We start from the raw sequence: 26402 nt of genomic DNA, 5'->3' as shown, positions 1-26402 counted from the left end.
GTGCCATCATAGAATCATGGGATGATTGGTTGTCCAATCGATTCACGGCCCTGGTCGTTCACGGCCTACGCTCACGCCGCTGACGAACTCCCCTCTCGGACTGGAGCACCATGACCCTGAGCTCTCCCCGGCGCTCCGCCCTCGCCGACCAGGTGATCGCGCAGTTGCGCAACCAGATCACCTCGGGCGAGTGGGCGGTGGGTTCGCGCATCCCGACCGAGCCGGAGCTGGTCGAACAGCTCGGGGTGGCGCGCAACACCGTCCGCGAGGCCGTCCGCGCCCTCGCGCACAACGGCCTCCTCGACATCCGCCAGGGCTCGGGGACGTACGTCGTGGCGACCAGTGAGCTGGCCGGGGTGATGCACCGCCGGTTCGCCTCCGCGGACCCGCGCCATGTGGCCGAGCTGCGCTCCACGCTTGAGTCGTCGGCGGCGAAGCTGGCGGCCGAGCGGCGTACCGAGCGCGAGCTGAAACAGCTGGACACGCTGCTTGAGCGGCGCGAGCAGGCGTGGGCCTCGGGCGACCGGGAGGCCTTCGTCGCGGCCGACGCCACGCTCCACCTGGCGGTCGTCGCGGCCTCGCACAACGACGTACTGACCGAGCTGTACGCCGACCTCGGCCATCTGCTGCGCGACTGGCTGCGGGACGACGTGGCACTGGAGATGACCCCGGAGAACCACATGGACCACGGCCGGATGATCGACGCGATCCGGGCCGGCGACGCGGAGAGAGCCGCCTCCGAAGCCGCGGCCCACGCCTTCATCTGCCTGCCGGACCGGCTCGAAGGCCGCCGAACGGACTGATCGAGGCCGGTCGGCCGGAGCCTCGCCCGCGGTCAGAGCGCCTTCTGGTGGGTCACCCAGACCGCGCGGACGTCCTTCCAGCAGCGGTCGTCGAGCCGTACGGTCTGCCCGGGGCCCACCTCCACCGGCGCCGCGTCCGCGTCCAGGTCCCACCAGTGCGCGCAGTCGGTGTGCAGGCGCACCAGGTCGGCGTCCGGGTAGGGGTTGTGGCAGTACGCGATGACGTGCGAGCCCTGCACGGAGGTCCGGCACGCGGCGCCGAACGGCGCGGGCGGCGCCACGGCCGGCGCCGGGTCGGGGGCGGTGGCCGCGCGCACCACGGAGGGCGCGGCGAACCCGGCCGCCGTCGCGAGCAGCAGGAACAGCAGGGCCAGGGCCCGGCGCTGCCGCACGTTCAGGAAGCGTACACGGGGACCCGCGCGCAAGGGACGCACGCCGCACCTCCTCCCCGGCCGACTGCCCGACATGTCCGTTCGATCAGTCTGCGGGGAAGTCGCGGTCCACGCACGGCGGCCGCCCACCGGATGGTCCGGTGGGCGGCCGCGAAACGTGCTGTGCGGGGTCAGGCACCCACGGCGTGCAGACCGCCGTCGACGTGGATGATCTCGCCCGTGGTCTTCGGGAACCAGTCCGAGAGCAGCGCCACGACGCCCTTGCCGGCGGGCTCGGGGTCGGCCATGTTCCACTCCATCGGGGAGCGGTGGTTCCACACGTCCGCGAGCTCGGCGAAGCCCGGGATGGACTTGGCGGCCATCGAGCCGATCGGCCCTGCCGAGATCAGGTTGCAGCGGATGTCGTCCTTGCCCAGGTCACGGGCCATGTAACGGGACGTCGCCTCCAGGGCGGCCTTGGCCGGGCCCATCCAGTCGTACTGCGGCCAGGCGAACTGCGCGTCGAAGGTGAGGCCGACGACGGCGCTGCCCGGGACGAGCAGCTCGCGCAGCGCCATGGTCAGCGACTTCAGCGAGAACGCCGAGACGTGCATGGCGGTGGCGACCGACTCGAACGGCGTGTTCAGGAAGTTGCCGCCGAGTGCGTCCTGCGGGGCGAAGCCGATCGAGTGGACGATGCCGTCCAGACGGCCGCCGAGCTCCTCCTTGACGAGGCCCGCAAGCCGGTCCAGGTGCTCCTGGTTGGTCACGTCCAGCTCGATGACCTTGGCGGGCTTGGGGAGCTTCTTGGCGATGCGCTCGGTCAGGGTCGGACGCGGAAAGGCGGTCAGAATGACCTCGGCGCCCTGCTCCTGAGCCAGCTTCGCGGTGTGGAAGGCGATGGAGGACTCCATCAGCACACCGGTGATCAGGATGCGCTTGCCTTCAAGAATTCCGCTCATGGTGATCAGTGACCCATGCCCAATCCGCCGTCAACCGGGATGACGGCTCCAGTGATGTACGAGGCATCGTCCGAGGCGAGGAACTTCACCGCGGCGGCGATCTCCTCGGGCTGCGCGTAGCGGCCGAGCGGCACCTGGGACACGATGCCCGCGCGCTGCTCCTCGGTGAGCACCTTGGTCATGTCGGTGTCGACAAAACCGGGCGCGACGACGTTGAAAGTGATGTTCCGGGACCCGAGCTCACGCGCGAGCGACCGGGCGAAGCCGACCAGACCCGCCTTGGAGGCGGCGTAGTTGGCCTGGCCCGCCGAGCCGAGCAGCCCGACGACCGAGGAGATCAGGACCACGCGGCCCTTCTTCGCGCGCAGCATGGCGCGGTTGGCGCGCTTGACCACACGGAAGGTGCCGGTGAGGTTGGTGTCGAGGACGGACGTGAAGTCCTCCTCGGACATGCGCATCAGGAGCTGGTCCTTGGTGACGCCCGCGTTGGCGACCAGGACCTCGACGGGACCGTGCTTGTCCTCGATCTCCTTGTAGGCCTGCTCCACCTGCTCGGTGTCGGTGATGTCGCACCGGACGGCCAGGCAGCCCAGTTCCATGAGGGCCTCGGGCGGCTCTCCGGAGCGGTACGTGATCGCGACCTTGTCGCCGCTGTCGGCAAAAGCGCGGGCGATGGCGAGGCCGATGCCCCGGTTACCTCCGGTGACGAGAACCGAGCGGCTCAACGGATCACCCTTTCGATAGGCGGATTCGTACTCCCGCAAACTATCGGTACCGCCCGACTTACGAGGAATCGAGCCCTGACAGTGGCGTGGAACGAGCGCTGTCGGGTCCCTACAGAAAGCCGTAGTCACGAGGCCCGTCGACGCGACATGATCGGGGCGACCGGTCTCATACGACAGGGAGACAGCTGTGCCATCTGGGACCCATTCCATCGACGAAGCCTTCACGGCGCTGCCCCTGCGGGCACTCGCCGACGCGGCGCTCGCGCGGGCCCGCGCGCTCGGCGCCGACCACGCCGACTTCCGGTTCGAGCGGGTGCGAAGCGCCGCCTGGCGCCTTCGCGACGCGCGGCCCGCCGGATCCTCCGACACCACCGACCTCGGCTACGCGGTCCGGGTCGTGCACGGCGGGGCCTGGGGGTTCGCCTCCGGAGTCGATCTGACGATGGACGCGGCGGCCAAGGTCGCCTCCCAGGCGGTGGCCATGGCCAAGCTGTCCGCGCAGGTCATCGCGGCTGCCGGGTCGAAGGAACGGGTCGAGCTCGCGGCCGAGCCGGTGCACTCCGAGAAGACCTGGATCTCCTCGTACGAGATCGACCCGTTCTCGGTGCCGGACGAGGACAAGAGCGCGCTGCTCGCCGACTGGAGTGCGCGGCTGCTCGGCGCCGACGGAGTCGAGCACGTGGACGCCTCGCTGCTCACCGTGCACGAGAACAAGTTCTACGCGGACACGGCGGGCACCGTGACCACACAGCAGCGCGTGCGGCTGCACCCGCAGCTCACCGCGATCGCGGTGGACCGCACGACCGGCGAGTTCGACTCGATGCGCACCATCGCTCCGCCGGCCGGGCGCGGCTGGGAGTACCTGACCGGGACCGGCTGGGACTGGGACGCGGAACTGGATGAGATTCCTTCGCTTCTGGCCGAGAAGATGCGGGCGCCCGGCGTCGAGGGCGGCCTCTACGACCTCGTGGTGGACCCGTCCAACCTGTGGCTGACCATCCACGAGTCGATCGGCCACGCCACCGAGCTGGACCGCGCGCTCGGCTATGAGGCCGCGTACGCGGGCACCTCGTTCGCCACCTTCGACCAGCTGGGCAAGCTGGCGTACGGCTCGCAGGTCATGAACGTGACCGGCGACCGGACCGCCGAGCACGGGCTCGCGACCATCGGCTACGACGACGAGGGCGTCGAGGCGCAGTCCTGGGACCTGGTGAAGGACGGCACGCTCGTCGGCTACCAACTCGACCGCCGCATCGCGAAGTTGACCGGCCTGGGCCGCTCCAACGGCTGCGCCTACGCGGACTCCCCCGGTCACGTTCCGGTCCAGCGGATGGCGAATGTCTCGCTCCAGCCCGATCCGGGCGGCCTGTCCACCGAGGATCTGATCGGCGGGGTCGAGCGCGGCATCTACGTGGTCGGCGACCGGTCCTGGTCGATCGACATGCAGCGCTACAACTTCCAGTTCACCGGCCAGCGCTTCTTCCGCATCGAGAACGGGCGCCTGGCGGGCCAGCTCCGCGACGTCGCCTACCAGGCCACCACCACGGACTTCTGGGGCTCCATGGAGAAGGTCGGCGGCCCCCAGACGTACGTCCTGGGCGGCGCCTTCAACTGCGGCAAGGCCCAGCCGGGCCAGGTGGCCGCGGTCTCCCACGGCTGCCCCTCCGCCCTGTTCCGGGGCGTCAACATTCTGAACACCACGCAGGAGGCCGGGCGATGAGCTCCCGTACGACCGTCAAGCCGCACGAGATCGTCGAGCGGGCCCTCGAGCTGTCCACCGCCGACGGCTGTGTCGTCATCGCCGACGAGCACTCCTCGGCCAACCTGCGCTGGGCCGGCAACGCGCTGACCACCAACGGCGTCACGCGCGGGCGCACCCTGACCGTGATCGCGACGGTGGACGGCGCCGAGGGCACCGCCTCCGGGGTCGTGTCCCGCTCGGCCGTCACCGCCGACGACCTGGAGCCGCTGGTGCGGGCCGCCGAGGCGGCGGCCCGCGGCGCCGGGCCCGCCGAGGACGCCCAGCCGCTGGTCAGCGGGGTACCGGCGTCGCCGGACTTCGCCGACGCCCCGGCCGAGACCACCTCCGCCGTGTTCGCCGACTTCGCGCCCGCCCTCGGCGAGGCCTTCGCGCGGGCCAGGGCGGGCGGCCGCGAGCTGTACGGCTTCGCAAGCCACGAGCTGAGCTCCACCTACCTCGGTACGTCGACGGGCCTGCGGCTGCGCCACGACCAGCCCAACGGCACCCTGGAGCTCAACGCCAAGTCGCCGGACCGGACCCGCTCGGCCTGGGCCGGACGCGCGACCGCGGACTTCAAGGACGTCGACCCGGCCGCCCTCGACGAGGAGCTCGCCCGCAGGCTCGGCTGGGCCGAGCGGCGCGTCGAGCTGCCCGCCGGGCGGTACGAGACGCTGCTTCCGCCGACCGCCGTGGCCGACCTGCTGATCTACCAGCTGTGGTCGGCGGCGGCCCGGGACGCGGCCGAGGGCCGGACCGTCTTCTCCCGGCAGGGCGGCGGCACCCGCATCGGCGAGACCCTCTCCGAGCTGCCGCTCTCCCTGCGCAGCGACCCGAACGAGCCCGGCCTGGAGTACGCGCCGTTCATGGTGGCGCACGCCTCGGGCGACACGGAGTCGGTGTTCGACAACGGGCTCCCCCTCACCGCGACGGACTGGATGCGCGAGGGCCGCCTGGAGCACCTGGTCACCACCCGGCACAGCGCCGGGCTCACCGGCCTGCCGGTCGCGCCCGCGCCCGGGAACCTGATCCTGGACGGCGGCGGCGAGCGCACCCTGGACGAGATGGTCGCCGCCACCGAGCGGGGCCTGTTGGTCACGTGCCTCTGGTACATCCGCGAGGTGGACCCGGCGACGCTGCTGCTCACCGGCCTGACCCGGGACGGCGTGTACCTCGTCGAGAACGGCGAGGTGGTCGGCGAGGTGAACAACTTCCGGTTCAACGAGTCCCCGGTGGACCTGCTGTCCCGGGCCACCGAGGCCGGCCGCACCGCGAAGACCCTGCCCCGGGAGTGGAGCGACTACTTCACCCGGGCGGCCATGCCGGCGCTGCGCATTCCGGATTTCAACATGAGCTCGGTCAGCCGGGGCGTGTGACCCGCCTAGACTGGCCGTCCCACCCGGAACTACTACAAGGAGCCCAGAACCGTGACGGACATCGTCGACGAGCTGAAGTGGCGCGGGCTTTTCTCGCTGTCCACTGACGAGGACGCACTGCGCAAGGCTCTCGCGGACGGTCCCGTCACGTTCTATTGCGGCTTCGACCCGACCGCGGCCAGCCTGCACGTCGGCCACCTCGTGCAGGTGCTCACCGTCCGCCGGCTCCAGCAGGCCGGGCATCGGCCGCTGGCGCTCGTGGGCGGCGCGACCGGCCAGATCGGTGACCCGCGGCCGACCGCCGAGCGCACCCTGAACGATCCGGAGACGGTCGCGAACTGGGTGGACCGGCTGCGGAGCCAGATCGAGCCGTACCTGTCCTTCGAGGGCGAGAACGCGGCCGTGATGGTCAACAACCTGGACTGGACCGCGGGGATGTCCGCGATCGAGTTCCTGCGGGACATCGGCAAGCACTTCCGGGTCAACAAGATGCTCACCAAGGACTCGGTGGCCCGCCGACTGGAGTCCGAACAGGGCATCAGCTACACGGAGTTCAGCTACCAACTGCTCCAGGGCATGGACTTCCTGGAGCTGTACCGGCGGTACGGCTGCACCCTCCAGCAGGGCGGCAGCGACCAGTGGGGCAACCTCACGGCCGGGCTCGACCTGATCCACCGCCTGGAGCCGGACGCCGAGGTGCACTGCCTGGCGACGCCGCTGATGGTCAAGGCGGACGGCACCAAGTTCGGCAAGACCGAGGGCGGGGCCGTCTGGCTCGACCCGGAGATGACCACGCCGTACGCGTTCTACCAGTTCTGGCTGAACGTGGACGACCGGGACATCTCGACGTACATGCGCATCCTCTCCTTCAAGTCCCGCGAGGAGCTGGAGGAGATCGAGAAGCTCACCGGGGAGCGGCCTCAGGCGCGCACCGCGCAGCGGGCGCTCGCCGAGGAGCTGACCACGCTGGTGCACGGCGCCGACCAGTGCGCTGCCGTGATCGCCGCGTCCAAGGCGCTGTTCGGCCAGGGCGAGCTCGCTGAGCTCGACGCGTCGACGCTGGCCGCGGCGCTGTCCGAGCTGCCGCGCGCCCAGGTGTCCGAACTCGGCCTGGTCACCGACCTGTTCGCCGAGGTCGGCCTGGTCGCCAGCAAGTCGGCGGCCCGCCGCACCGTGAAGGAGGGCGGCGCCTACGTGAACAACGTGAAGGTGACGGCCGAGGACGCGGTGGTGGCGGCGGACGAGCTCCTGCACGGGCGCTGGCTGGTGCTGCGCCGGGGCAAGAAGAACCTGGCGGCCATCGAGGTCACCGGCGCCTGAGGTCCGTACGCACACGAAGGGGCGGCTCCCTCCCGGGACCGCCCCTTCGTCCTGCTCGTCAGGCCCTCTGTTTGTTGCCGCGCAGTGCCATGTACAGCATGTCGCCGAGGAAGACGATCACGACGGCGGCCGCGATCTGGAGGCCGTGCCGGCCCCAGTCGATGCCCTTGGTCTCGGCGATCCCGATCGCCCGGGCGATGGAGTTGCCGACGATGCCGCCGATGATGCCGAAGATGGTGGTCAGCCAGAGGGGACTGTGCTGCTTGCCGGGAATGATCGCCTTGGCGATGAGACCGAGCACGAATCCCACGATGATGGCCCACAACCAGCCCATGGCTGCCTCCTAGTACGGCTCGACGTGAGCGGGTCCAGCCAGTGTCAGCCCGTACTCCGTACGGCGCATGTCGGACACCTCCGTACGCGGTACGTCCTGCGGCATCCGCACAGGTAGGAGCCGCCCCGGTCTCGAACCCGGCGGAGCCCCGGCGTACGGTGATAACGGTGCGGGCCGGGGAGAGCCCGCCGTGGAACTCGGATGGTGGAACGTGATGCGGAAGCAGCGCGGCGGCCAGGTCTTCCGGATCACGGGGGCCCGTCAGGGGCTCGCCGAGGACGTCCGGGGCAGGCAGCGCCGCTATGTGATCTCGATGTCGATCCGCACCGTTTCGGTGGTGCTGACCGCGGTGCTGTGGAACATCGAGCGTCCTGTCGCCATCGTGACGCTGGTACTCGGCGCGCTGCTGCCCTATGTGGCGGTCGTGTTCGCCAACGCGGGCCGGGAGAACGTGACTTCGCTGCCCTCCACCTTCATCCCCGCCCCTGCCCGGCCGGCGCTCGGAGCGGCCCCCGTGGGCGGCGCCGCGGAATCCCCCACGGAACCCGCGGCCGGTGACCAGGAGTGGCGTTCACGCGAACACGGCTGATCCGTCACCGTCCGCGAAGCTCAGGAAAAGCTCAGATCAATCATGAAGTTCCGGTGCACCACACCGGGTCCCCCATGACATACTTCGTAGGCGCTCCGCATCCCCCGTCGGAGCGACGGACCGACGCCGGGCAGCTCCCCCCGTGGCTGCTCGGCGTCGCCTTTTGCACGGGGCCGCATGGCGGACAATGTCTCTGTGAGTGACGAGACGACCGACGAGACCCCCAGCTGTTCCGCCAAGGGCTGCCGTGCCGCCGCCGTATGGGTCCTGGCCTGGAACAATCCGAAGATCCACACGCCGGAGCGGCGCAAGACGTGGCTCGCGTGCGAGGAGCACCGCGAGCACCTGTCCCAATTCCTGGACGTACGGGGCTTCTTGAAGGATGTCGTGACGCTCGCCGAGTGGGAGTCGGCCGGCTCAGCCGCCGATCGCTGACATCGGGCGGTCGGGCTGCAGGAACGAGGGGTCGTCGAGGCCGGAACCGGCCTTCTTTCCCCACATCGCCAGCTTCCACAGCCGGGCGATCTCCTCGTCACCGGCGTCCGAACGCAGGGCCGCGCGCAGGTCGGACTCCTCGCGGGCGAACAGGCACGTGCGCACCTGGCCGTCGGCAGTCAGCCGGGTGCGGTCGCAGGCGCGGCAGAACGGGCGCGTCACCGAGGCGATGACGCCCACGGTGTGCGGGCCGCCGTCGACCACCCAGCGCTCGGCGGGCGCCGAGCCCCGCTGGTCGTCCCCCTCGGGGGTGAGCGTGAAGCGCGTACGCAGCGATTCGAGGATGTCACCGGCGGTGATCATGCCGTCGCGCTTCCAGCCGTGCTGGGCGTCGAGCGGCATCTGCTCGATGAAGCGGAGCTCGTAGTCGTGCTCGACGGCCCAGGCGAGCAGGTCGGGGGCCTCGTCGTCGTTGAGGCCCGGCATCAGGACGGCATTGACCTTGACCGGCGTGAGGCCCGCCTCGCGGGCGGCCTCCATGCCCTCGATGACGTCCTTGTGACGGTCGCGGCGGGTCAGTGTCTTGAAAACGTCGGGCCGCAGCGTGTCCAGGGAGACATTGACGCGGTCCAGCCCGGCGGCCTTCAGGGCAGCCGCGGTGCGCTTGAGGCCGATGCCGTTGGTGGTGATCGACATCTGGGGGCGCGGCTCCAGGGCGGCGCAGCGCTCCACGATCCCCACGATGCCGGGGCGCAGCAACGGCTCGCCGCCGGTGAAGCGGACCTCGGTGATGCCGAGGTCGGTGACGGCGATGCGGATGAGGCGGACGATCTCGTCGTCGGTCAGCAGATCGGGCTTGGCCAGCCACTGCAGACCCTCTTCCGGCATGCAGTACGTGCACCGCAGATTGCACCGGTCGGTGAGTGAGACCCGCAGGTCAGTGGCCACTCGGCCGTAGGTGTCGATGAGCACTGTGGGCCCCCTCCCCTGTCCGTCGAAGGTCAGTCGCACATCCGTCGAATGTGTATACACCCGAGCCTACGCGTTGCGTCCGACAACCGGAGGGGCCAATTGTCACGAGGTGCGGCGAGGCCGTGTCGTAGGACTCTACGACACGGCCTCGGCCGTCCACGGTGCGGATGTACGTCAGTGGGCTCCGACGCCCGTGAGGGACTTGACCTCCAGCTCGGCGTACTTGCCGGCGTCGGGCTCCTCCTTGGACAGGAGCGATCCGATCCAGCCGAGCAGGAAACCGAGCGGGATCGAGATCAGGCCCGGGTTCTCCAGCGGGAACCAGTGGAAGTCGACGCCCTTGAACATCGACGTCTTCGGGTTGCCGGAGACGACGGGCGAGAACAGCACCAGGAACACCGAGCTGAAGAGGCCGCCGTAGATCGACCAGAGCGCGCCCTGGGTGGTGAAGCGTTTCCAGAACAGGCTGTAGAGGATGGTCGGCAGGTTTGCCGAGGCGGCGACGGCGAAGGCGAGCGCGACCAGGCCGGCCACGTTCATGTCACGGGCGAAGGCGCCGAGCACGATCGCGATCGCGCCGATGAACACGGTGGCCCAGCGGGCGGCCCCCATCTCCTCCTTCTCGGTGGCCTTCCCCTTGCGGATGACGTTGGCGTAGATGTCGTGCGCGAAGGAGGAGGACGAGGCGAGCGTGAGGCCGGCGACGACCGCCAGGATGGTCGCGAAGGCGACCGCCGAGATCACCGCGAGCAGGGTCGCGCCGCCGGTGGTGCCGACGCCGCCGCCCAGGTACTCGGCGAGCTGCGGGGCCGCGGTGTTGCCCGCCGGGTTCTGCGCCTTGATGGCGGCGGGTCCCACCAGCGCGGCCGCGCCGAAGCCGAGCGCGATCGTCATCAGGTAGAAGGCGCCGATGATGCCGATCGCCCAGTTCACGGACTTACGGGCGGCCTTCGCGGTGGGCACCGTGTAGAAGCGGATCAGGATGTGCGGCAGGCCCGCCGTGCCGAGGACCAGCGCGATGCCGAGCGAGATGAAGTCGAGCTTGGAGGTGCCGTTCGCGCCGTACTTCAGGCCGGGCTCCAGGAAGGCCGAGCCCTTGCCGCTCTTCTCGGCGGCCGTGCCGAGCAGGTCGGAGACGTTGAAGTGGAACTTGAGCAGCACCAGGAAGGTCATGAGGACGGCGCCCGCGATGAGCAGCACCGCCTTGACCATCTGGACCCAGGTGGTGCCCTTCATGCCGCCGATGGTGACGTACACGATCATCAGGACGCCGACGAGGGCCACGATGAGGATCTTGCCCGCGTCGGTGGTGATGCCGAGCAGCAGGGAGACGAGCACGCCCGCGCCGGCCATCTGCGCGAGCAGGTAGAAGATCGAGACGACGATGGTGGAGGCGCCGGCCGCGGTGCGGACCGGGCGCTGGCGCATCCGGTAGGCGAGCACGTCGCCCATCGTGTAGCGGCCGGAGTTGCGCAGCGGCTCGGCGACCAGGAGGAGCGCCACCAGCCAGGCGACCAGGAAGCCGATGGAGTACAGGAAGCCGTCGTAGCCGAACAGCGCGATGGCTCCGGCGATGCCGAGGAACGACGCGGCCGACATGTAGTCGCCGGAGACCGCGAGGCCGTTCTGGAAGGCGGTGAACTGACGGCCGCCCGCGTAGAAGTCGGACGCGTTCTTGGTCTGCCGGCCGGCCCACACGGTGATGCCCAGGGTCGCGGCGACGAACACCGCGAACAGGGTGATGATCAGCGGCCGGTGCTCGGTGGTCGCTGAGGCGGCGAGGGGAACGAGGGCGTGGCTCATGATGCGTCGGCCTCCATGCGGGACTTGATGGCCTCGGCCTTGGGGTCGAGCTTCGCCGCGGCGTGCCGCGAGTAGAACCAGGCGATGAGGAAGGTGGTCAGGAACTGGGCGAGCCCGAAGACGAAGGCCACGTTGATGTTGCCGATGACCTTGGTGCCCATGAAGCCGCCCGCGTAGTTGGACAGCAGCACGTACAGCAGGTACCAGACGATGAAGCCGATGGTCAGCGGGAAGGCGAACGAGCGGTGGGCTCGGCGGAGTTCACCGAATTCCTCGCTCTGCTGCACCGCGGTGAACGCCTCGGTGCTGGGCTGGGCCGGTCGGGGGTCCGCCCCGGCTTCGGGCGGCGGCGCGTCGGTGGCCACGGAATCTCCTCGCGATGCTGATGCGGGCGGAACGGAAACGTCGGACATGGGGGTCCTCGGTATGGGGGTGTGATGCGGTCCCCCTGACAACGGCACGGAGCGCGGGGCGTCTCGGTTCGGTCCGGCCGTTTTTTTCTCCGTGGCGCATCCGCCACCGGCGCGTGGCGCGTTCCGCGCGCTCGCCGGGTCGACTACGCGACTTTCTTCGCGGACTCGGCGCAAGCCGTTGATCCGTCGAGATGATCGGCGATAGCTTCACGCTCAATGTGCCGGGCGGCACCGGTGCCGCCGGAGCAGTTGTCGCCCTTCCTCAGGTCCTTCACCTACGTACGCATCGAGAGTTCCGCCAACCCCATGGAGACCCCATGACGTTGCACATCTCCCGTACGCGCCGCGCCGTCGCCGCCTCGGCGGGCCTGGCCACCGCCGTCGCGCTGGCGCTGCTTCCCGGCACGGCCTCGGCCGCCTCCGCCGGCATCGGCTCCACGAGCCCGAAGGCCGCACAGACGGCCGGGCCCGAGCTGAGCTACATCGTCAACGTCCGCCCCGGGCAAGGAAATTCGGACCGGGTGCAAAGAGCCGTCGCCGATGCGGGCGGCTCGGTGCTCCAGGCGTACGACCGGATCGGCGTGCTCGTCGTGCACTCCGCCGACGCGGACTTCGCGAAGACGATCCGCAAGGTCAAGGGCGTCGATTCGGCGGGGGCGACGCGGACGGCGCCGCTGCCCGCGCAGTCCACCACCGATGTGGGCACGCCGAAGAACCTCACCGCCGCCGACCTGAAGGCCGCCTCCACGAAGGCCGCGCCGGGCGAGGATCCCCTGGAGCCGCTCCAGTGGGACCTGAAGGCGATCAAGGCGGACAAGGCGCACGAGAAGACGCTGGGCAGCTCCAAGGTCACCGTCGGCGTGATCGACACGGGCGTCGACGACACCCACCCCGACATCGCGCCGAACTTCGACCGCGCCAAGTCGGTCAGCTGCATCACCGGCAAGCCGGACACCACGGACGGCGCCTGGCGCCCGTTCACCACCGGAGGCTCCCCGCACGGCACCCATGTGGCGGGTGAGATCGCGGGCGCCAAGAACGGCGTCGGCATCACGGGGGTGGCGCCGGGAGTGAAGGTCGCGGCCATCAAGGTGTCGACGCAAGGCGGCAGCTTCTTCTACACGGAGGCCGTGGTCTGCGGCTTCGTATGGGCGGCCGAGCACCACATCGACGTCACGAACAACAGCTATTACACCGACCCCTGGTACTTCAACTGCAAGAACGACCCCGACCAGAAGGCGCTGGTCGACGCGATCACCCGGGCGTCGAAGTACGCCGAGTCCAAGGGCACGGTGAACGTGGCCGCGGCCGGCAACGAGAACTACGACTTCGCGGCCGACTCGATCACCGACCCGGCGAGCCCGAACGACACGACCCCGGGCAGCCGGGTGATCAACCCGCGTGAGTGCCTGGACATCCCGACCCAGCTGCCGGGTGTGGTGACGGTCGCCTCGACGGGCGCCAAGGGCCTGAAGTCGTCGTTCTCCAACTACGGCTTCGGCATCATCGACATCGCGGCCCCGGGCGGCGACTCGACCGCGTACCAGCCGCCGCAGGCCCCGGCCACCAGCGGCCTGATCCTCGGCCCGGTCCCCGGCGGCACGTGGGCCTACATGGCCGGTACGTCCATGGCGACGCCCCACGTGGTGGGCGTGGCGGCCCTGCTGAAGTCGCAGCACCCGCACGCGTCGGCCCTTGAGATCAAGGCGCTGCTCGCGGTGCAGGCGGACAGCACCCCGTGCACCACGCCGTACGACATCGACGGTGACGGCAAGCCGGACGCGGTCTGCCAGGGCGGCACGTACTACAACGGCTTCTACGGGGCGGGCATCGCCAACGCCCTCAACGCCGTGAAGTAGCAAGGGAGCCGAGGGGCCGTCCGGTTCGCCGGGCGGCCCCTTCGGCATACTTACTACGGCTTGACGAGGACCTTCAGGGCGGTGCGCTCGTCCATCGCGCGGTAGCCGTCGGGCACGCCCTCGATGCCGACCGTGAGGTCGAAGACCGGGGAGGGGTCGATGGTGCCGTCGAGCACGTCGGCGAGCAGCTCGGGGATGTAGGTGCGCACGGGCGCGACGCCGCCGCGCAGCGCGATGTTGCGGTCGAACATGACGCCGAGATCGAGGCCGGTGCCGGAGCCGTGCGGGACGCCCACGTAGCCGATGGCGCCGCCGTCGCGGGTGATCTCGACGGCGGTGCGCATGGACTGCTCGGTGCCGACGGCCTCGATGACGGCGTGCGCGCCCTGGCCGCGGGTCAGCTCGCGCACCGCGTCGACGGCGGCCTCGCCGCGTTCGGCGACGACGTCGGTGGCACCGAAGAGCTTCGCGATGTCGGTACGGACCTGGTGGCGGCCGAGCGCGATGATGCGCTCCGCGCCGAGGCGCTTGGCGGCTAGCACCCCGCACAGACCGACGGCGCCGTCACCGACGACGGCGACGGTCGAGCCGCGCGTGACGCCCGCGCCGATGGCGGCGTGGTGGCCGGTGCCCATGACGTCGGACAGCGCGAGCAGCGCGGTCAGCAGGTGGTCGTCACAGGCCGCGTCGGCGGGGAGCTTGACGAGGGTGCCGTCGGCGAACGGGACGCGGACGGCCTCGCCCTGGCCGCCGTCGGAGCCGACCGAGCCCCAGAACCCGCCCTGCGGGCAGGAGGTGGTCAGGCCCTCGGAGCAGAAGTCGCAGGTGCCGTCCGACCAGACGAACGGCGCGACGACAAGGTCGCCCTTGCTGAACCCGCGGACCTCGGGGCCGGCCTCCTCGACGATGCCGAGGAACTCGTGCCCGATGCGCTGTCCGGGCTGCCGGGCGGACTCGCCGCGGTAGGCCCACAGGTCGCTGCCGCAGATGCAGGCCCGCAGGACGCGCACGACCGCGTCGGTGGACACCTGGACCTTCGGGTCCGGCACCTCCTCCACCCGGATGTCGTGCGGAGCGTGGATGACGGTGGCGCGCATGCTGCAGGTCCTTGCCGGTCAGGGGGTGGTACGGGACCTCTCACGGTACGCCTGTGCGAGAAGTGTCTGCGCCCCCAGATATGTCAGCATGATCCAGAAGTCGGGGCGCGGCGGCTGCGGCCAGTCGGCGACGCCGGTGGCGATGAGGGTGTCGGAGAGCAGGAACAGCGCCCCGCCGAGGCCCACGACCGGTCCGATCCCGGACGAGCGGTAGGCCATCGCCGTGAGCAGCAGGCTGTATCCGGCGACCGGGATGCGCAGCCCGGCGGGCAGGTCCGGCCAGAGCGCGGCGACGGTCCCGGCCAGGGCGATCCCGTACGCGGCGCCGAGCCCGGCATGCGTCCTGCCCCGCCCGAACAGCACGAGGTAGCAGACGTGCCCGGCGGCGAAACAGCCCATGCCCAGCAGGAACGCGGCATCGGCGCCGGACAGCAGGAACACGTCGCCGCCCCAGCCGCACAGCAGCGCCGCGACGAGCAGCCGGGGCCCGCCCCGCGCGTACACGTGCCCGGCGAGCAGCGGCATGAGGAGCGGCTTGGCAAGCAGGTGCCCGGTGTGCCAGCCGGCGAGCAGGGAGATGAGATCGAAGGCCGACGTTACGCCGAAGGCGACGAGGAGCGGGGGGAGCGCGGCGGCCCTCGTGCTCAGCCCGCGCGGGACGGCGTCCGCGCCGGGCTGGGTCATACGGCGCGCTCCGCCACGGCGGCGGGCTCGGCGGCCGTGGCCACCGGGGGCTGCGGCTGCCAGCCCGGGCCGCAAAAGACCCGCCCGGCCCGCTCGCGCCAGGTGCGGGCGGCCCGCACGTCGCGGGCGATGGCGGCGTACTCGTGGGTGGCGACGCGCAGCGGGTTGAAGGTGGAGATGTTCTTGGTGAGACCGAACACGGGCCGCTCGGTCTCGGCCGTGAACGAGCCGAACATCCGGTCCCAGACGATCAGGATCCCGCCGAAGTTCCGGTCCAGATAGCCGCCCTGGGAGGCGTGGTGCACCCGGTGGTGGGAGGGCGTGTTGAGCACGTACTCGAACGGGCGGGGCAGCTTGCCGACCCGCTCGGTGTGCACCCAGAACTGGTAGACGAGGTTCGCCGACGAGCAGAACGCGAGCACCGCAGGATGCACGCCGAGCGCGATGAGCGGCACGTAGAAGGGCCACACGGTCCAGCTCGTCCAGGGCTGGCGCAGCGCGGTGGTGAGGTTGAACTTGCGGCTGGAGTGGTGCACCACGTGGCAGGCCCACAGGACGCGGATGACGTGATGGCCGCGGTGCGACCAGTAGTAGAAGAAGTCCTGCCCGAGCAGCATCAGCGGCACGGTCCACCACAGGACCGGGATGGCGAGCGGCGTCAGGGCGTAGACCGCCGTGTAAATCGCCACGATCGGAATCTTCCACAACGCGTCGAAGACGAGACTGCCGAGCCCCATGCCGACGCTGGTGGCGGCGTCCTTCGTCTCGTACCCGGCGGCGTCCTCGTCCGGATGGAGCCGGTAGCTCACCATCTCGATGACGGTGAGCAGCACGAAGGCGGGTATCGACCACAGCACGACATCGGGCAGGTTCGGCGACATGCCTGCACCGTAGGGGCGCGGTGGCGGGTCCGGCTAGATGTTGTTACCGACAAGTATGCGAGACGCGTTGTCAGCAGGCTTTGGTGAGTTCTGCCAATCCCGCCCGGACGCCTGCGGCAGAGCTGAAGGCCTAACCCCCCACCGCCCCCAAAAGCACCCCCGCCCCATAGGTAACCCCCATGGCCACCGCACCCCCACCCGCATTCCGCACGACCGCGCGACCCACCGGGGCCGCGCCCAGGCGGGCGCTCCACCAGCCCGTCAGGGCCAGGGCTGCCAGGACCGAGCCGACTGTTACGTACAGGCGGATTGAGGACGGGGGCAGGACGATAGCCAGGAGGGGGAGCAGGGCGCCTGCCGTGAAGGCGAAGAAGCTGGCCCAGGCCGCGTGCCAGGGGTTGGTCAGGTCGTCCGGGTTGATGCCCAGCTCGACGCTGGCGTGCGCGCGCAGGGCGTCGCGTTCGGTGAGCTGGACCGCCGCCTCTCGGGCCACCTCCTCGCTCAGCCCACGGCCCACCAACAGCCCGGTCAGCTCGGCCAGTTCGGCTTCGGGGAACTCCTTCAGCTCGCGGCGCTCCGTCGCGAGCGCGGCCTTCTCCGAGTCGCGCTGGGTGGAGACGGAGACGTACTCGCCGGCCGCCATCGACATGGAACCGGCGAGCAGTCCGGCCAGGCCCGCCGTCAGAAGGGCCGAGCGGTCGTCCGTCGCGCCGGCCACGCCGACGACGAGACCGGCGGTGGACACGATGCCGTCATTGGCGCCCAGGACCGCGGCCCGCAGCCAGTTGAGCCGCGAGCCGAGGGCCCCGTTGTGCGCCTCGTCGTGCTGGTCGGTTGAGCTCATACGGGGAGGGTCTCACCGCGCCTGTCACCACACGCGCACCGACCCACCCAGTGCGAACGCAGGGCTCGACGCCTCGGCCGGGATCTCCTTCAGCGGCTCGGCGATCTCGGCGACCGTGGGGCCGACCCGGGCCGCGACCCTGTCGAGGGAGGGCAGGTCGAAGCCGTAGACGCGGGCCGCGTTGCCGCCGACCATGGCGGCGACCTCGTCGCTGGGCAGGCCCGCGTAGGCGATCCGCAGGCCCTCCCGGGAGAACGGCGTCGTGCCCTCGTCGTGCGGGTAGTCACTGCCCCACATGATCTTGTCGAGGCCGATCCGGTCACGGAGGGGGACTTCGTGCGGGCGCATGAAGGACGCCCCCACGAAGCAGTTGTCCCGCCAGACCTGGGACGGGCCTTTGCCCATCGATTCGGCCAGGCCCGCGCCGAACTTGGACTCCGCCGTGGACGCCTTCGTCGCGGCCGCCACCAGGCGGGCGTGGTAGTAGTCCAGCATGTCCAGGACGCCGGGGATCCAGCCCGAGCCCTGTTCGGTGAGGATGAGCTTGAGGGTTGGGTGCCGGTTGAAGGCGCCGCCGAAGATCAGGTGCCACAGCGCCCGGTGCGAGAACCACGTCGTCTCCACCATGAACACCGCCCGGGCCGCCGGGTCCTCCCCCAGCGGCGGGGACGCGGACCCGCCGTGGTGGTTCACCGGTACGTCCAGCTCCGCGCAGACCGCCCATATGGGGTCGTACACCTCGGAATACAGCTCGGGGACACCCGAACCCGGCGGCGCGCCCGGCAGCAGGATTCCGCCGGTCAGGCCCGCCTCCTTGGTCCGGCGGATCTCCCGTACCGCCTCGTCGACGTCGTTCAGGAGGATCTGTGCGACGCCCGCCCGGCGGCCCGGCGCCTCGGCGCAGAAGTCCGCCAGCCAGCGGTTGTGGGCGCGCAGGCCCGCCCAGCGCTGCTCGAACTCCTCGCGGGTCGGCGCGGGTGCCATGAGGGACGCGGAGGGGAAGAAGGGCGGGATCGTGTTCGGGAAGACGACCTCCGCCACGATGCCGTCCGCCTCCAGGTCGGCCACCCGGCGGGCCGAGTTCCAGTTGCGGTCGGCGGTGTCCGCCATCAGGTCCTCGTACGGGTTGACGTAGGTCGCCGCCCACGCGTCGAAGGCCTCGTGGTGCTTGGATTCCAGGTACGGACGGTAGTCCAGGAGGTCGGCCCCGGCGTGGCAGTCCGCCGAGATGACGGTGTAGCGCTCGCTCATCGTGATACCCCCAGGACCGGGAAGTCGTGTTCCGTGAGCCAGTGCCGGCCCACCTCGCGCGACCTCGCCCACGACGCCTCGACCGCCAACTGGTCGTCGGGCTGGCCGAGTTCGGCCGGGGTCGGCCCGATCCGGCGGGCGATCGGCGCCAGCTTCGCGGTGTCGAAGCCGAAGACCTCCGCCGCCGCCAGGCCCAGCATGCGCCGGGTCTCGGTCACCGGAATGTCGTGGAAGGTGGTGCGCAGCCATTCGCGGGTGTGGGGCCAGGTCCCTTCCGGGTGCGGGAAGTCGGAGCCCCACAGGATGTTGTCGACGCCGATCTCGTAGCGCTGGGCGAGCTCGCGGCGCTTGGTGTTGGTGGCGCAGATGAAGATCTGCCGGTCGAGGTACTCGCTCGGCGGGCGCTTCAGCTCGGCGAACGGCGACAGCTTCTTGCCGCCGTGCGCGCCGAGATAGAGCCGGTCCATGAACCACAGCAGGTTCGGCAGCCACCAGCAGCCCGACTCCGCCACCCCGAACTTCAGCCCCGGGTGCCGCTCGAAGACGCCGGACCAGAGCAGGAACCAGAGGGGCCGGGCGGGCCAGAACGTCACCTCGGAGACGTAGATGCCCAGGTGGTCGCCGTACTCGTGGCGCGGGGCCGCGCCCGAGTGGGTCACCAGCGGCATCCCGGTCTCGGCGGCCGCCGCCCACACCGGGTCGTAGCGCCGGTCGTGGTACGGAGCCCGGTCCACCCACATCGAAGGGATCATCAGGGCGCCGAGCCCGGACTCCTTGGCCCGGTGGATCTCGGCGACGACCCGGTCGACCTCGCCGGTGACGGGCAGCAGGGCGACCCCGCAGTGCCGTTCGGGATTCTGGCCGACGAACTCGGCGAGCCAGCGGTTGTGCGCCTGGGCGCCCGCCATGCCGAGCTCGGGGTCCTGGTCGCCCGAGAGGCCGAGGCCCACGCCGAAGGGCGCGGCGGTCTGGCTGTCCACGGCGTCCGCGTCGGGGAAGACGACCTCGGCGGCCACGCCGTCGCCGTCGAGCTCCTTGAGCCGCTGCACCGCATCCCAACCGCCGCGCAGGCCTTCCTCGTTCTCGCTGAACCACTTGTCGGCGAACGCCTCGTTGCGCACGCCGAGCCGGGTCATCTCCTCGCGGCGGCGGTCGCGCCCCGCGAGGAAGCCGTCGAAGTCCCGGTGGAACCGGGCGTCCAGATAGGGCCGGTACCGCTCGGTGGGCAGCCCGGCGTGGCAGTCGGAGGAGATGATCAGGTACGGGTCGTTCTGCGCTGTCCTCTGTTCTGTCATCGCACGTCCCTCGTCAGTCCAGAATGAAGCTTTCCAGGTACGCCGGGTTCGCCCGGTCGAGCATCGCCTGCGACCGCGCTCTGATCTGCCGGTCGCTGTGCTCGCCGGCGGGCAGCATCCAGAACCGGTCGGCGCGGATCCCGTCGACCACCTCGGCGGCCACGTCCTCGACCGGCGTGAACTCGATCTCCTGGCCGGCCGCCTTCATCGCCGCCTCCCACTGGTCCAGGCTGCGGTACGGGGTCCGGCGCGGCCGCTCCTTGGCGTACCGCTCGGGCCGGTTGCGGTGCGACTCCCACAGTCCGGTGCGCAGCATGTGCGGTCCGGGGAAGAGCACCGAGGCGCCGACCGCCGCGCCCTCCGCCTTCAGGTGCGCATACAGGGACTCGGTCATCGTGACGACGGCCGACTTGGTGATGGCGTACACGGACGCGGTCGGCAGCGGGGCGATTCCGCCGTCGCTGGACGAGGTGTTGACGACCCGGCCCGGCTCGCCGCCCGCGATCATGCGGGGCACGAAGGCCTGGATGCCGTGGAAGACGCCCCACACATTGACCGCGAAGGCCCACTTCCAGTCGTTGACCTCGTGCTCCCACATGCGGCCCTCGGCGCCGGAGCCGACCCCGGCGTTGTTGCACAGCACGTGCACGGCCCCGAAGGTGTCGTACGCGGCGTCCGCGAGCGCGATCACCGAGTCCCGCTCGCTGACGTCGACGGTGCGGGCGAGCACCTGCGCCCCCTCCTCGCGGAGCTGCCCGGCGGCCTTCTCCAGGGCGCCCTCCTCGACGTCGGCGAGGACGACCCTGAGCCCTTCGGCGGCGAACCGCCGGGCCATCGCGAGCCCGATCCCGCTCGCCGCACCGGTGACGACGGCGACCTGCCCCTGCCTGAGCTCCATGGTCAGACGCTCCCCTCGGGCGGCCCGTCGAGGATCTGCCGGGGGTCGTCGTAGCGCTGGTGGATGTACGGCAACAGGGCCTGCGCGCTGACCCGTTCGGCCACCTTGCCCTTCTGGTCGGTGGTCTTCTCGCCGATGCTGATCTCGACGACGCGGCGCACCGGAAGATCGGCGACGGGGTCGTACATCGACTCGCGAAGGACCACATCGCCGGTGATCTTCTCCAGCTTGCGCACCTTCTCGTTGCGTACGCAGTGGACGAGGACGGGGTCGGCGTCGAAGCCCTCGCCGTCCACGGCGGGAAGGAACTTGAAGTAGAAGTCGGTCTTCTGGGTCGGCTCGGGCAGCGGCAGCGCGCCCTCGACGGCGCCGCGCACCTCCACGAACGCGATCCCGTGCCGGGCGAGCGAGGCCTTCACGACCAGGCCGTCGCGCTCGACGAGGACCTCGCCGAGCTTCTTCGGCTCGCCGAACACCTCGCGTCCGCCGATCAGGGCCCGCTCGTGCGTCATCGGCATGACCAGCGGATACCAGCCCTCCTGCCCGTCGTGCACGGCGGCGACCGCCACCGAGCCCGCGCCGAGCGGATAGCCGGGCAGGTCGACCTTGCTGATGTTGGCCCGCACCAGCGGGCGTTCGGCGGGCTTGAGCGGAGGCGGCAGCACGGCCGCGACCGCGTCGGGGTCGCTCTCCCAGACCGCCACCACGCCGGTCGACCAGATGTCGGGGAGTTCGGAACTCGCGGTGCGCGCCGCCTGGATCTCGGCCTCGGTGCGCGCCCCGTACCGTACGCGTGCCATGTCGTACCACCCTTCGCAGGCTGTTCTCCGCCGGTCACTTCCGGGGGTCTGTAACACAGTTACACCGCGTCCGATGAAGGGTAAAGACCCCTGCACGCAACGGAATTGATGGAGAGTCAGATATGACGCGTACGTCACTCACCCGCGAGGAGGTCCTTGCCGCGGCCGGATCCCTGGTCAGACAGCACGGCCCGGCCGCCCTCACGATGCGGAAGCTCGCCGCGGAGCTCGGCACCGCGGTCACCTCGATCTACTGGCACGTCGGCAACCGCGAGTCGCTCCTGGACGCGCTCGTCGAGCGCACCGTCGAGGAGCTGGGCGAGATCAGACCGCGCGGGCGCACGCCGGCCGCGCGCATCGTGTCGGTGGCCCGCACCCTGCGCCGCGAGCTGCGCGCACGCCCGCACCTGATCACGATGGTCCATGAACGCGGCCTCACCGAGCGGATGTTCCTGCCCGCCCAGGAGGCCCTGGTCCACGAGATGCACGCGGCGGGCCTGCGCGGGGCCCGGGCGGCGCAGGCGGTGCGGGCGATCCAGTTCCAGGTGGTGGGGTACGTCCTGGTGGAGCGCAACCGGGAGCGCGCGCCGGTGCAGCGCCCCGCGGAGGAGGAGCTGTGGGACAACGCGGCGGCCGAGCAGGACCCTGCGCTGGCGCGTGCGCTCGGCTCTGCGGTGGATCAGGACCGGCTGTTCACCTCCTCGGTACGGGCGCTCGTGGCGGGGCTGCTCCCGGCGGACCCGGACTAGTCGCTCTGCTCACGCTGCGGCAAGGGCGCTGTTCGGGTGCGGGTCCGCTGTGGCTGGGGGCGCAGTTCCGCGCGCCCCCAGCAGGATGCGGTGCGGCTCCCCCGCGGGCCCGAGGGCAGCGAATGGGCTGAAACCAGGGGAAGTTGACGGTGCCCTACCTGCGGCGGACGGCATCACCGGACCCCGTACCCGACCGGGCCCGGGGCGGAGTGTCAGTGTCGACCCGTATTCTCTGTGACCATGCTCGACGACCTGACGACAGCAGCAACGTGGCCGGCCGCCTACCCACCGGGGTACGCGGTCGTCGACGTGGAGACCACCGGCCTCGCCCGCGACGACCGGATAATCTCGGCTGCCGTCTACCGGCTGGACGCGCAGGGCAACGTCGAGGACCACTGGTACACGCTGGTCAATCCCGAGCGCGACCCGGGGCCGGTGTGGATCCACGGGCTGACCAGTGACGTCCTGGAAGGGGCGCCGCTCTTCCCGGAGATCGCCGAGGAGTTCGCGGCCCGGCTCGACGGGCGGGTCCTGGTCGCGCACAACGCGATCTTCGACTGGCAGATGATCGCGCGCGAGTACGCACGGGCCGAGCGCACCGCCCCGGTCAAGCAGCGGCTGTGCACCATCGCGCTGTCCAAGGAGCTCGCCCTGCCGCTGCCCAACCACAAACTGGAGTCGCTCGCAGCGCACTACGGCGTCGTGCAGCAGCGCGCGCACCACGCCCTGGACGACGCGCGGGTGCTCGCCGAGGCGTTCCGGCCGAGCCTGCACGCGGCCGCGGCCGGCGGGGTGCGCCTCCCGTTGCTCGAATGCCGCCCGCTCACCGAGTGGACGGACTCCCCCGCGACGCCCCGCATCGGCTACCAGGCCTCCTACCGAGGCGGCTCGGGCACCTGGCGGGCCTCGCGCAAGCGCCCCGCCTGCCCGCACCCCAACCCCGGCCGCTACGAGCCGGACCGGCCGCTGAAGCAGGGCATGCGGGTGGCGTTCTCCGGGGACACCTCGGTCGACCGGGAGCTCCTGGAGGACCGGGCGATCGAGGCGGGGCTGCACGTGGCGACCAGCGTCTCGCGCCTCACCAGCCTCCTGGTCACCAACGATCCGGACTCGGCGACCTCCAAGACCGTCAAGGCGAAGTCGTTCGGCACGCCGGTCGTCGACGAGGCCGCCTTCACCCAGCTCCTGCGGGACGTGACACCGGCAGACGGGTGAGTGCCGGGCGCGGCGCCCACCGTGTGCGCCGCGCACCCCTCACCCTGTGGCGCATGGCACGTTGCGAGGTCTGCGGAAACGACTACGGGATGTCCTTCGAGGTGCACGCGCAGGGCGCGGTGCACGTCTTCGACTGCTTCTCGTGCGCCATCCACCGCATGGCGCCCATCTGTGAACACTGCCGGGTCCAGATCATCGGCCAGGGCGTCGAGGTCGAGGGCGCGTGGTACTGCGGAGCGCACTGCGCCCGCGCGGACGGAAAGGTGGGCATCGTCGACAAGGTCTGACCTCCCCCTCCCGCCACCCGCCAGGCCTCCCACCACCCCACTCGGCGCACCCCGTGGCCCGAGTTGTACGGTCATGGGGTGTACCGCTTCCTGTTGTCCCGGCAGTGGGTGCTCGTCACCCTTCTGGCCCTCGCTCTCATCCCCACGATGATCGAGCTGGGTTTCTGGCAGCTGCACCGCCACGAGCACAAGGTCGCCCAGAACACACTGATCGCCGACAACCTCAAGGCGAAGCCCGTCCCGGTGACCGACCTCACCTCGCCGGGCCACACCGTCCCGCGGTCGGACTACTGGCGCCAGGTCAGCGCGACCGGCACCTGGGACACCGCGCACGAGGTCGTCGTACGGCGCAGGACCGCGGCCGACGGCCGCGTCGGCTACCACGTACTCACCCCGTTCGTCCTGGACAACGGCCCGACGGTGATGGTCAACCGGGGCTGGATCGCCGACAACGGCAACCAGACGGACTTCCCGAAGATCCCCGCGCCGCCCACCGGCAAGGTCACGATCACCGGCCGCCTCATGGCCGACCAGACAACCGCGGCCAGCGGCATCAAGGACGTCAAGGGCCTGCCGCCCCGCCAGGTCATGCTGATCAGCAGCGCCCAGCAGGCCAAGGCGCTCGGCCGCACCGTGCTCGGCGGCTACATCGAGCAGACCGCCCCCGAGACGCCCGACAACTCCCCCGAGCTGATCCCGGCCCCCGACGACAGCTCGATCGGCCCGCACATGGCGTACGCCGTTCAGTGGTGGCTCTTCTCGGCCGCCGTGCCGGTCGGCTGGTTCATCCTCGTACGGCGTGAGAAGCAGGACCGCGAGGAGGCGGCGACCGCGCCCGCGGAGGAGCCCGAACCCGCGGCTGCTTAGCATTTTGCCCGGCCGGGAACACGCCATGGCGTGACACAACGTACTCAGCGCATCGAGGACTACGCCCTCATCGGCGATCTGCAGACCGCGGCCCTGGTCGGCCGGGACGGATCGGTCGACTGGCTCTGTCTGCCCCGCTTCGACTCCGCCGCCTGCTTCGCGGCGCTGCTCGGTGACGAGAACAACGGCCACTGGCGGATCGCCCCGGCCGAGGTGGGCCACTCCGGACAGTGCGACCGGCGCGCCTACCTGGGCGACTCGCTCGTCCTGGAGACGTTCTGGGAGACCCGCACCGGCACGGTGAAGGTCGTCGACTTCATGCCGCAGCGCGACCGGGCCCCCGATGTCGTACGCATCGTGGAGGGCCTGAGCGGCACCGTCGAGATGGACTCCGTCCTGCGGCTGCGCTTCGACTACGGCCATGTGGTGCCCTGGATACGGCGCGCGGACGGGCACCGGGTGGCGATCGCGGGCCCCGACTCGGTGTGGCTGCGCAGCGAGCCCGAGGTCAAGACCTGGGGCCAGCACATGAGTACGCGCTCCTCGTTCACGGTCGGCGAGGGGGAGAAGGTCGCCTTCGTCCTCACCTGGCACGCCTCGCACCAGCCGCGCCCCGACCTCTGCGACCCGTACGAGGCGCTGGAGCAGTCGGTGGCCGACTGGCAGGAATGGGCGGACCGCTGCCAGTACCGGGGCCCCTACCGGGAAGCGGTGATCCGCTCCCTGATCACCCTCAAGGCCCTCACCTACGCCCCCACCGGCGGCATCGTGGCGGCCGCCACCACCTCGCTGCCCGAGGAGATCGGCGGCGTACGGAACTGGGACTACCGCTACTGCTGGCTGCGCGACTCCACCCTCACCCTGGAGGCGCTGCTTTCGGCCGGCTATCTGGAGGAGGCCGCCCACTGGCGGGACTGGCTGCTTCGCGCCGTCGCCGGCGACCCGGCCGACCTCCAGATCATGTACGGACTCGCGGGCGAACGCAGGCTGCCCGAGACCGAACTCCCTTGGCTGAAGGGGCACTTGGGGTCCACACCGGTACGGATCGGCAACGCGGCCGTCGACCAGCTCCAGCTCGATGTGTACGGCGAGGTCGTCGACTCGCTGTTCCTGGCGCGCGAGGCGGGCCTCAAGAGCGAGTCGCACGCCTGGAACATCCAGCTCGCCCTGCTCGGCTTCCTGGAGGACCGCTGGCGCGAGCCGGACGAGGGCCTGTGGGAGGTGCGCGGGCCGCGCCGGCACTTCGTCCACTCGAAGGTCATGGCGTGGGTGGCTGCGGACCGCGCGGTACGCACCCTGGAGGCCGAACCGGAGCTGCGCGGCGCCGCCGGGCGCTGGCGCAGGATGCGCGACGAGGTGCACAAGGAGGTGTGCGAGAAGGGCTTCGACCCGGTCCGCAACACCTTCACCCAGGCGTACGGCTCGACGGAGCTGGACGCGGCGACGCTGCTCATCCCCCGGGTCGGCTTCCTGCCGCCGGACGACCCGCGGGTGGTGGGCACGGTCGACGCGGTGCGCGAGGAGCTCGGCGTGAACGGCTTCGTACGCCGCTACAGCACGGACGCCACGGCCGGGGACGGCTTGCCCGGCGACGAGGGAACGTTCCTGGTGTGCTCGTTCTGGCTGGCGGACGCGCTGCGCCTGACCGGCCGCGAGGACGAGGCCCGGGAACTCTTCGAGCGGCTCCTGGACCTGCGCAACGACGTGGGGCTGCTCGCCGAGGAGTACGACCCGGTGGGCAAGCGCCAGCTCGGCAATTTCCCGCAGGCCTTCAGCCACATCGGCCTGGTCGCGACCGCCTGCGCGCTGGAGTGCGGGGACGAGGCAGGATAGG

27 protein-coding genes are annotated in these 26402 nt (G+C 70.7%); 12 read left to right on the top strand and 15 right to left on the bottom strand.

Annotated features, from left to right (window positions below; genetic code table 11):
* Positions 1-110: 110 nt before the first annotated feature.
* Entirely contained in the window at positions 111-803 is a 693-nt protein-coding gene (locus IE206_RS08330) for a FadR/GntR family transcriptional regulator (RefSeq protein WP_189961352.1), read from the top strand.
* 32 nt (positions 804-835) lie between these two features.
* Here the strand turns inward: IE206_RS08330 and IE206_RS08325 are convergent, their stop codons facing one another.
* The 3 genes from IE206_RS08325 to fabG form a co-directional block, all read right to left on the bottom strand.
* Entirely contained in the window at positions 836-1228 is a 393-nt protein-coding gene (locus tag IE206_RS08325; protein WP_226598837.1) for a hypothetical protein, read from the bottom strand.
* 137 nt (positions 1229-1365) lie between these two features.
* Entirely contained in the window at positions 1366-2136 is a 771-nt protein-coding gene (fabI, locus tag IE206_RS08320) for an enoyl-ACP reductase FabI (RefSeq protein ID WP_189961351.1), read from the bottom strand.
* 5 nt (positions 2137-2141) lie between these two features.
* The gene (gene fabG / locus IE206_RS08315) at positions 2142-2861 is read right to left on the bottom strand and encodes a 3-oxoacyl-[acyl-carrier-protein] reductase (RefSeq protein ID WP_189961350.1); all 720 of its coding nucleotides are present in this window, start codon (positions 2859-2861) and stop codon (positions 2142-2144) included.
* 208 nt (positions 2862-3069) lie between these two features.
* Here fabG and IE206_RS08310 point away from each other — a divergent pair, with 208 nt between their 5' ends.
* From IE206_RS08310 to tyrS, 3 genes are read left to right on the top strand one after another with little or no spacing between them, the layout of a single operon-like run.
* Positions 3070-4581, top strand: a complete 1512-nt coding sequence (locus IE206_RS08310) for a TldD/PmbA family protein (protein WP_189961431.1) — start codon at positions 3070-3072, stop codon at positions 4579-4581.
* Positions 4578-5975 carry a metallopeptidase TldD-related protein gene (locus tag IE206_RS08305; RefSeq protein WP_189961349.1) on the top strand — a complete coding sequence of 466 codons (1398 nt, stop codon included), beginning with the start codon at positions 4578-4580 and terminating at the stop codon, positions 5973-5975. The genes IE206_RS08310 and IE206_RS08305 overlap by 4 nt, the downstream gene beginning before the upstream one ends.
* Positions 5976-6026: 51 nt before the next feature.
* A complete protein-coding gene (gene tyrS / locus IE206_RS08300) occupies positions 6027-7295 on the top strand; it encodes a tyrosine--tRNA ligase (protein ID WP_189961348.1) in 1269 nt (422 codons plus the stop codon).
* 58 nt (positions 7296-7353) lie between these two features.
* Here tyrS and IE206_RS08295 read toward each other — a convergent pair whose 3' ends face one another.
* Positions 7354-7629 (bottom strand): GlsB/YeaQ/YmgE family stress response membrane protein, encoded by a 276-nt coding sequence (locus tag IE206_RS08295; protein ID WP_189961347.1) that lies wholly within the window; start codon positions 7627-7629, stop codon positions 7354-7356.
* A gap of 214 nt (positions 7630-7843) precedes the next feature.
* Here IE206_RS08295 and IE206_RS08290 point away from each other — a divergent pair, with 214 nt between their 5' ends.
* Both IE206_RS08290 and IE206_RS08285 read left to right on the top strand, forming a co-directional pair.
* Positions 7844-8218, top strand: a complete 375-nt coding sequence (locus IE206_RS08290) for a DUF3099 domain-containing protein (protein WP_189961430.1) — start codon at positions 7844-7846, stop codon at positions 8216-8218.
* A gap of 195 nt (positions 8219-8413) precedes the next feature.
* A complete protein-coding gene (locus IE206_RS08285) occupies positions 8414-8653 on the top strand; it encodes a hypothetical protein (RefSeq protein ID WP_229853174.1) in 240 nt (79 codons plus the stop codon).
* Here IE206_RS08285 and moaA read toward each other — a convergent pair.
* The 3 genes from moaA to IE206_RS08270 all read right to left on the bottom strand — a co-directional run bounded on the left by moaA (position 8636) and on the right by IE206_RS08270 (position 11793).
* Positions 8636-9625 (bottom strand): GTP 3',8-cyclase MoaA, encoded by a 990-nt coding sequence (gene moaA / locus IE206_RS08280; RefSeq protein WP_189961345.1) that lies wholly within the window; start codon positions 9623-9625, stop codon positions 8636-8638. The two genes, IE206_RS08285 and moaA, sit on opposite strands and share 18 nt — an antisense overlap.
* 174 nt (positions 9626-9799) lie before the next feature.
* Positions 9800-11428, bottom strand: coding sequence for a monocarboxylic acid transporter (locus IE206_RS08275; RefSeq protein ID WP_189961344.1), 1629 nt, complete (start codon positions 11426-11428; stop codon positions 9800-9802).
* Positions 11425-11793, bottom strand: coding sequence for a DUF485 domain-containing protein (locus IE206_RS08270; protein ID WP_189961343.1), 369 nt, complete (start codon positions 11791-11793; stop codon positions 11425-11427). Before IE206_RS08270 ends, IE206_RS08275 begins: the two co-directional genes overlap by 4 nt.
* 365 nt (positions 11794-12158) lie before the next feature.
* On the opposite strand from IE206_RS08270, the gene IE206_RS08265 reads away from it, so the two are divergent.
* A complete protein-coding gene (locus IE206_RS08265) occupies positions 12159-13700 on the top strand; it encodes a S8 family peptidase (protein ID WP_189961342.1) in 1542 nt (513 codons plus the stop codon).
* A gap of 53 nt (positions 13701-13753) precedes the next feature.
* On the opposite strand, the gene IE206_RS08260 is transcribed toward IE206_RS08265, so the two are convergent.
* The 8 genes from IE206_RS08260 to IE206_RS08225 form a co-directional block, all read right to left on the bottom strand.
* A complete protein-coding gene (locus tag IE206_RS08260) occupies positions 13754-14797 on the bottom strand; it encodes a zinc-dependent alcohol dehydrogenase family protein (protein WP_189961341.1) in 1044 nt (347 codons plus the stop codon).
* A gap of 18 nt (positions 14798-14815) precedes the next feature.
* Positions 14816-15481, bottom strand: a complete 666-nt coding sequence (locus tag IE206_RS08255) for a lysoplasmalogenase (RefSeq protein ID WP_189961340.1) — start codon at positions 15479-15481, stop codon at positions 14816-14818.
* Positions 15478-16362 carry a sterol desaturase family protein gene (locus IE206_RS08250; protein ID WP_189961339.1) on the bottom strand — a complete coding sequence of 295 codons (885 nt, stop codon included), beginning with the start codon at positions 16360-16362 and terminating at the stop codon, positions 15478-15480. The genes IE206_RS08255 and IE206_RS08250 overlap by 4 nt, the downstream gene beginning before the upstream one ends.
* Positions 16363-16492: 130 nt before the next feature.
* Positions 16493-17206 carry a VIT1/CCC1 transporter family protein gene (locus IE206_RS08245; RefSeq protein ID WP_189961338.1) on the bottom strand — a complete coding sequence of 238 codons (714 nt, stop codon included), beginning with the start codon at positions 17204-17206 and terminating at the stop codon, positions 16493-16495.
* A 24-nt stretch (positions 17207-17230) separates the two neighbouring features.
* Positions 17231-18457 carry an amidohydrolase family protein gene (locus IE206_RS08240; RefSeq protein WP_189961337.1) on the bottom strand — a complete coding sequence of 409 codons (1227 nt, stop codon included), beginning with the start codon at positions 18455-18457 and terminating at the stop codon, positions 17231-17233.
* Positions 18454-19752 (bottom strand): amidohydrolase family protein, encoded by a 1299-nt coding sequence (locus IE206_RS08235; protein ID WP_189961336.1) that lies wholly within the window; start codon positions 19750-19752, stop codon positions 18454-18456. The genes IE206_RS08240 and IE206_RS08235 overlap by 4 nt, the downstream gene beginning before the upstream one ends.
* Before the next feature lie 13 nt (positions 19753-19765).
* Positions 19766-20650: an SDR family NAD(P)-dependent oxidoreductase gene (locus IE206_RS08230; RefSeq protein WP_189961335.1), complete on the bottom strand. Its 885-nt coding sequence runs from the start codon at positions 20648-20650 to the stop codon at positions 19766-19768.
* A 2-nt stretch (positions 20651-20652) separates the two neighbouring features.
* Complete coding sequence (locus IE206_RS08225; RefSeq protein ID WP_189961334.1) at positions 20653-21450, bottom strand: acetoacetate decarboxylase family protein; 798 nt, start codon at positions 21448-21450, stop codon at positions 20653-20655.
* A 122-nt stretch (positions 21451-21572) separates the two neighbouring features.
* On the opposite strand from IE206_RS08225, the gene IE206_RS08220 reads away from it, so the two are divergent.
* From IE206_RS08220 to IE206_RS08200, 5 genes are all read left to right on the top strand, one after another.
* Positions 21573-22199, top strand: coding sequence for a TetR/AcrR family transcriptional regulator (locus IE206_RS08220; protein ID WP_189961333.1), 627 nt, complete (start codon positions 21573-21575; stop codon positions 22197-22199).
* 234 nt (positions 22200-22433) lie between these two features.
* The gene (locus tag IE206_RS08215; protein ID WP_189961332.1) at positions 22434-23414 is read left to right on the top strand and encodes a DEDDh family exonuclease; all 981 of its coding nucleotides are present in this window, start codon (positions 22434-22436) and stop codon (positions 23412-23414) included.
* Positions 23415-23467: 53 nt separating this feature from the next.
* Positions 23468-23701, top strand: a complete 234-nt coding sequence (locus tag IE206_RS08210) for a metallothionein (RefSeq protein WP_078967008.1) — start codon at positions 23468-23470, stop codon at positions 23699-23701.
* Between the two features lie 78 nt (positions 23702-23779).
* Complete coding sequence (locus tag IE206_RS08205) at positions 23780-24568, top strand: SURF1 family cytochrome oxidase biogenesis protein (protein ID WP_189961331.1); 789 nt, start codon at positions 23780-23782, stop codon at positions 24566-24568.
* Positions 24569-24598: 30 nt separating this feature from the next.
* Positions 24599-26401 carry a glycoside hydrolase family 15 protein gene (locus IE206_RS08200; RefSeq protein ID WP_189961330.1) on the top strand — a complete coding sequence of 601 codons (1803 nt, stop codon included), beginning with the start codon at positions 24599-24601 and terminating at the stop codon, positions 26399-26401.
* The last annotated feature ends 1 nt before the right edge of the window (position 26402 follow it).

This window comes from Streptomyces violascens (genome assembly GCF_014649955.1).
Taxonomy (GTDB): Bacteria; Actinomycetota; Actinomycetes; order Streptomycetales; family Streptomycetaceae; genus Streptomyces; species Streptomyces violascens.
The sequence above is the reverse complement of the archived record's forward strand: the minus strand, read 5'-3'. Positions and strand labels throughout refer to the sequence as shown.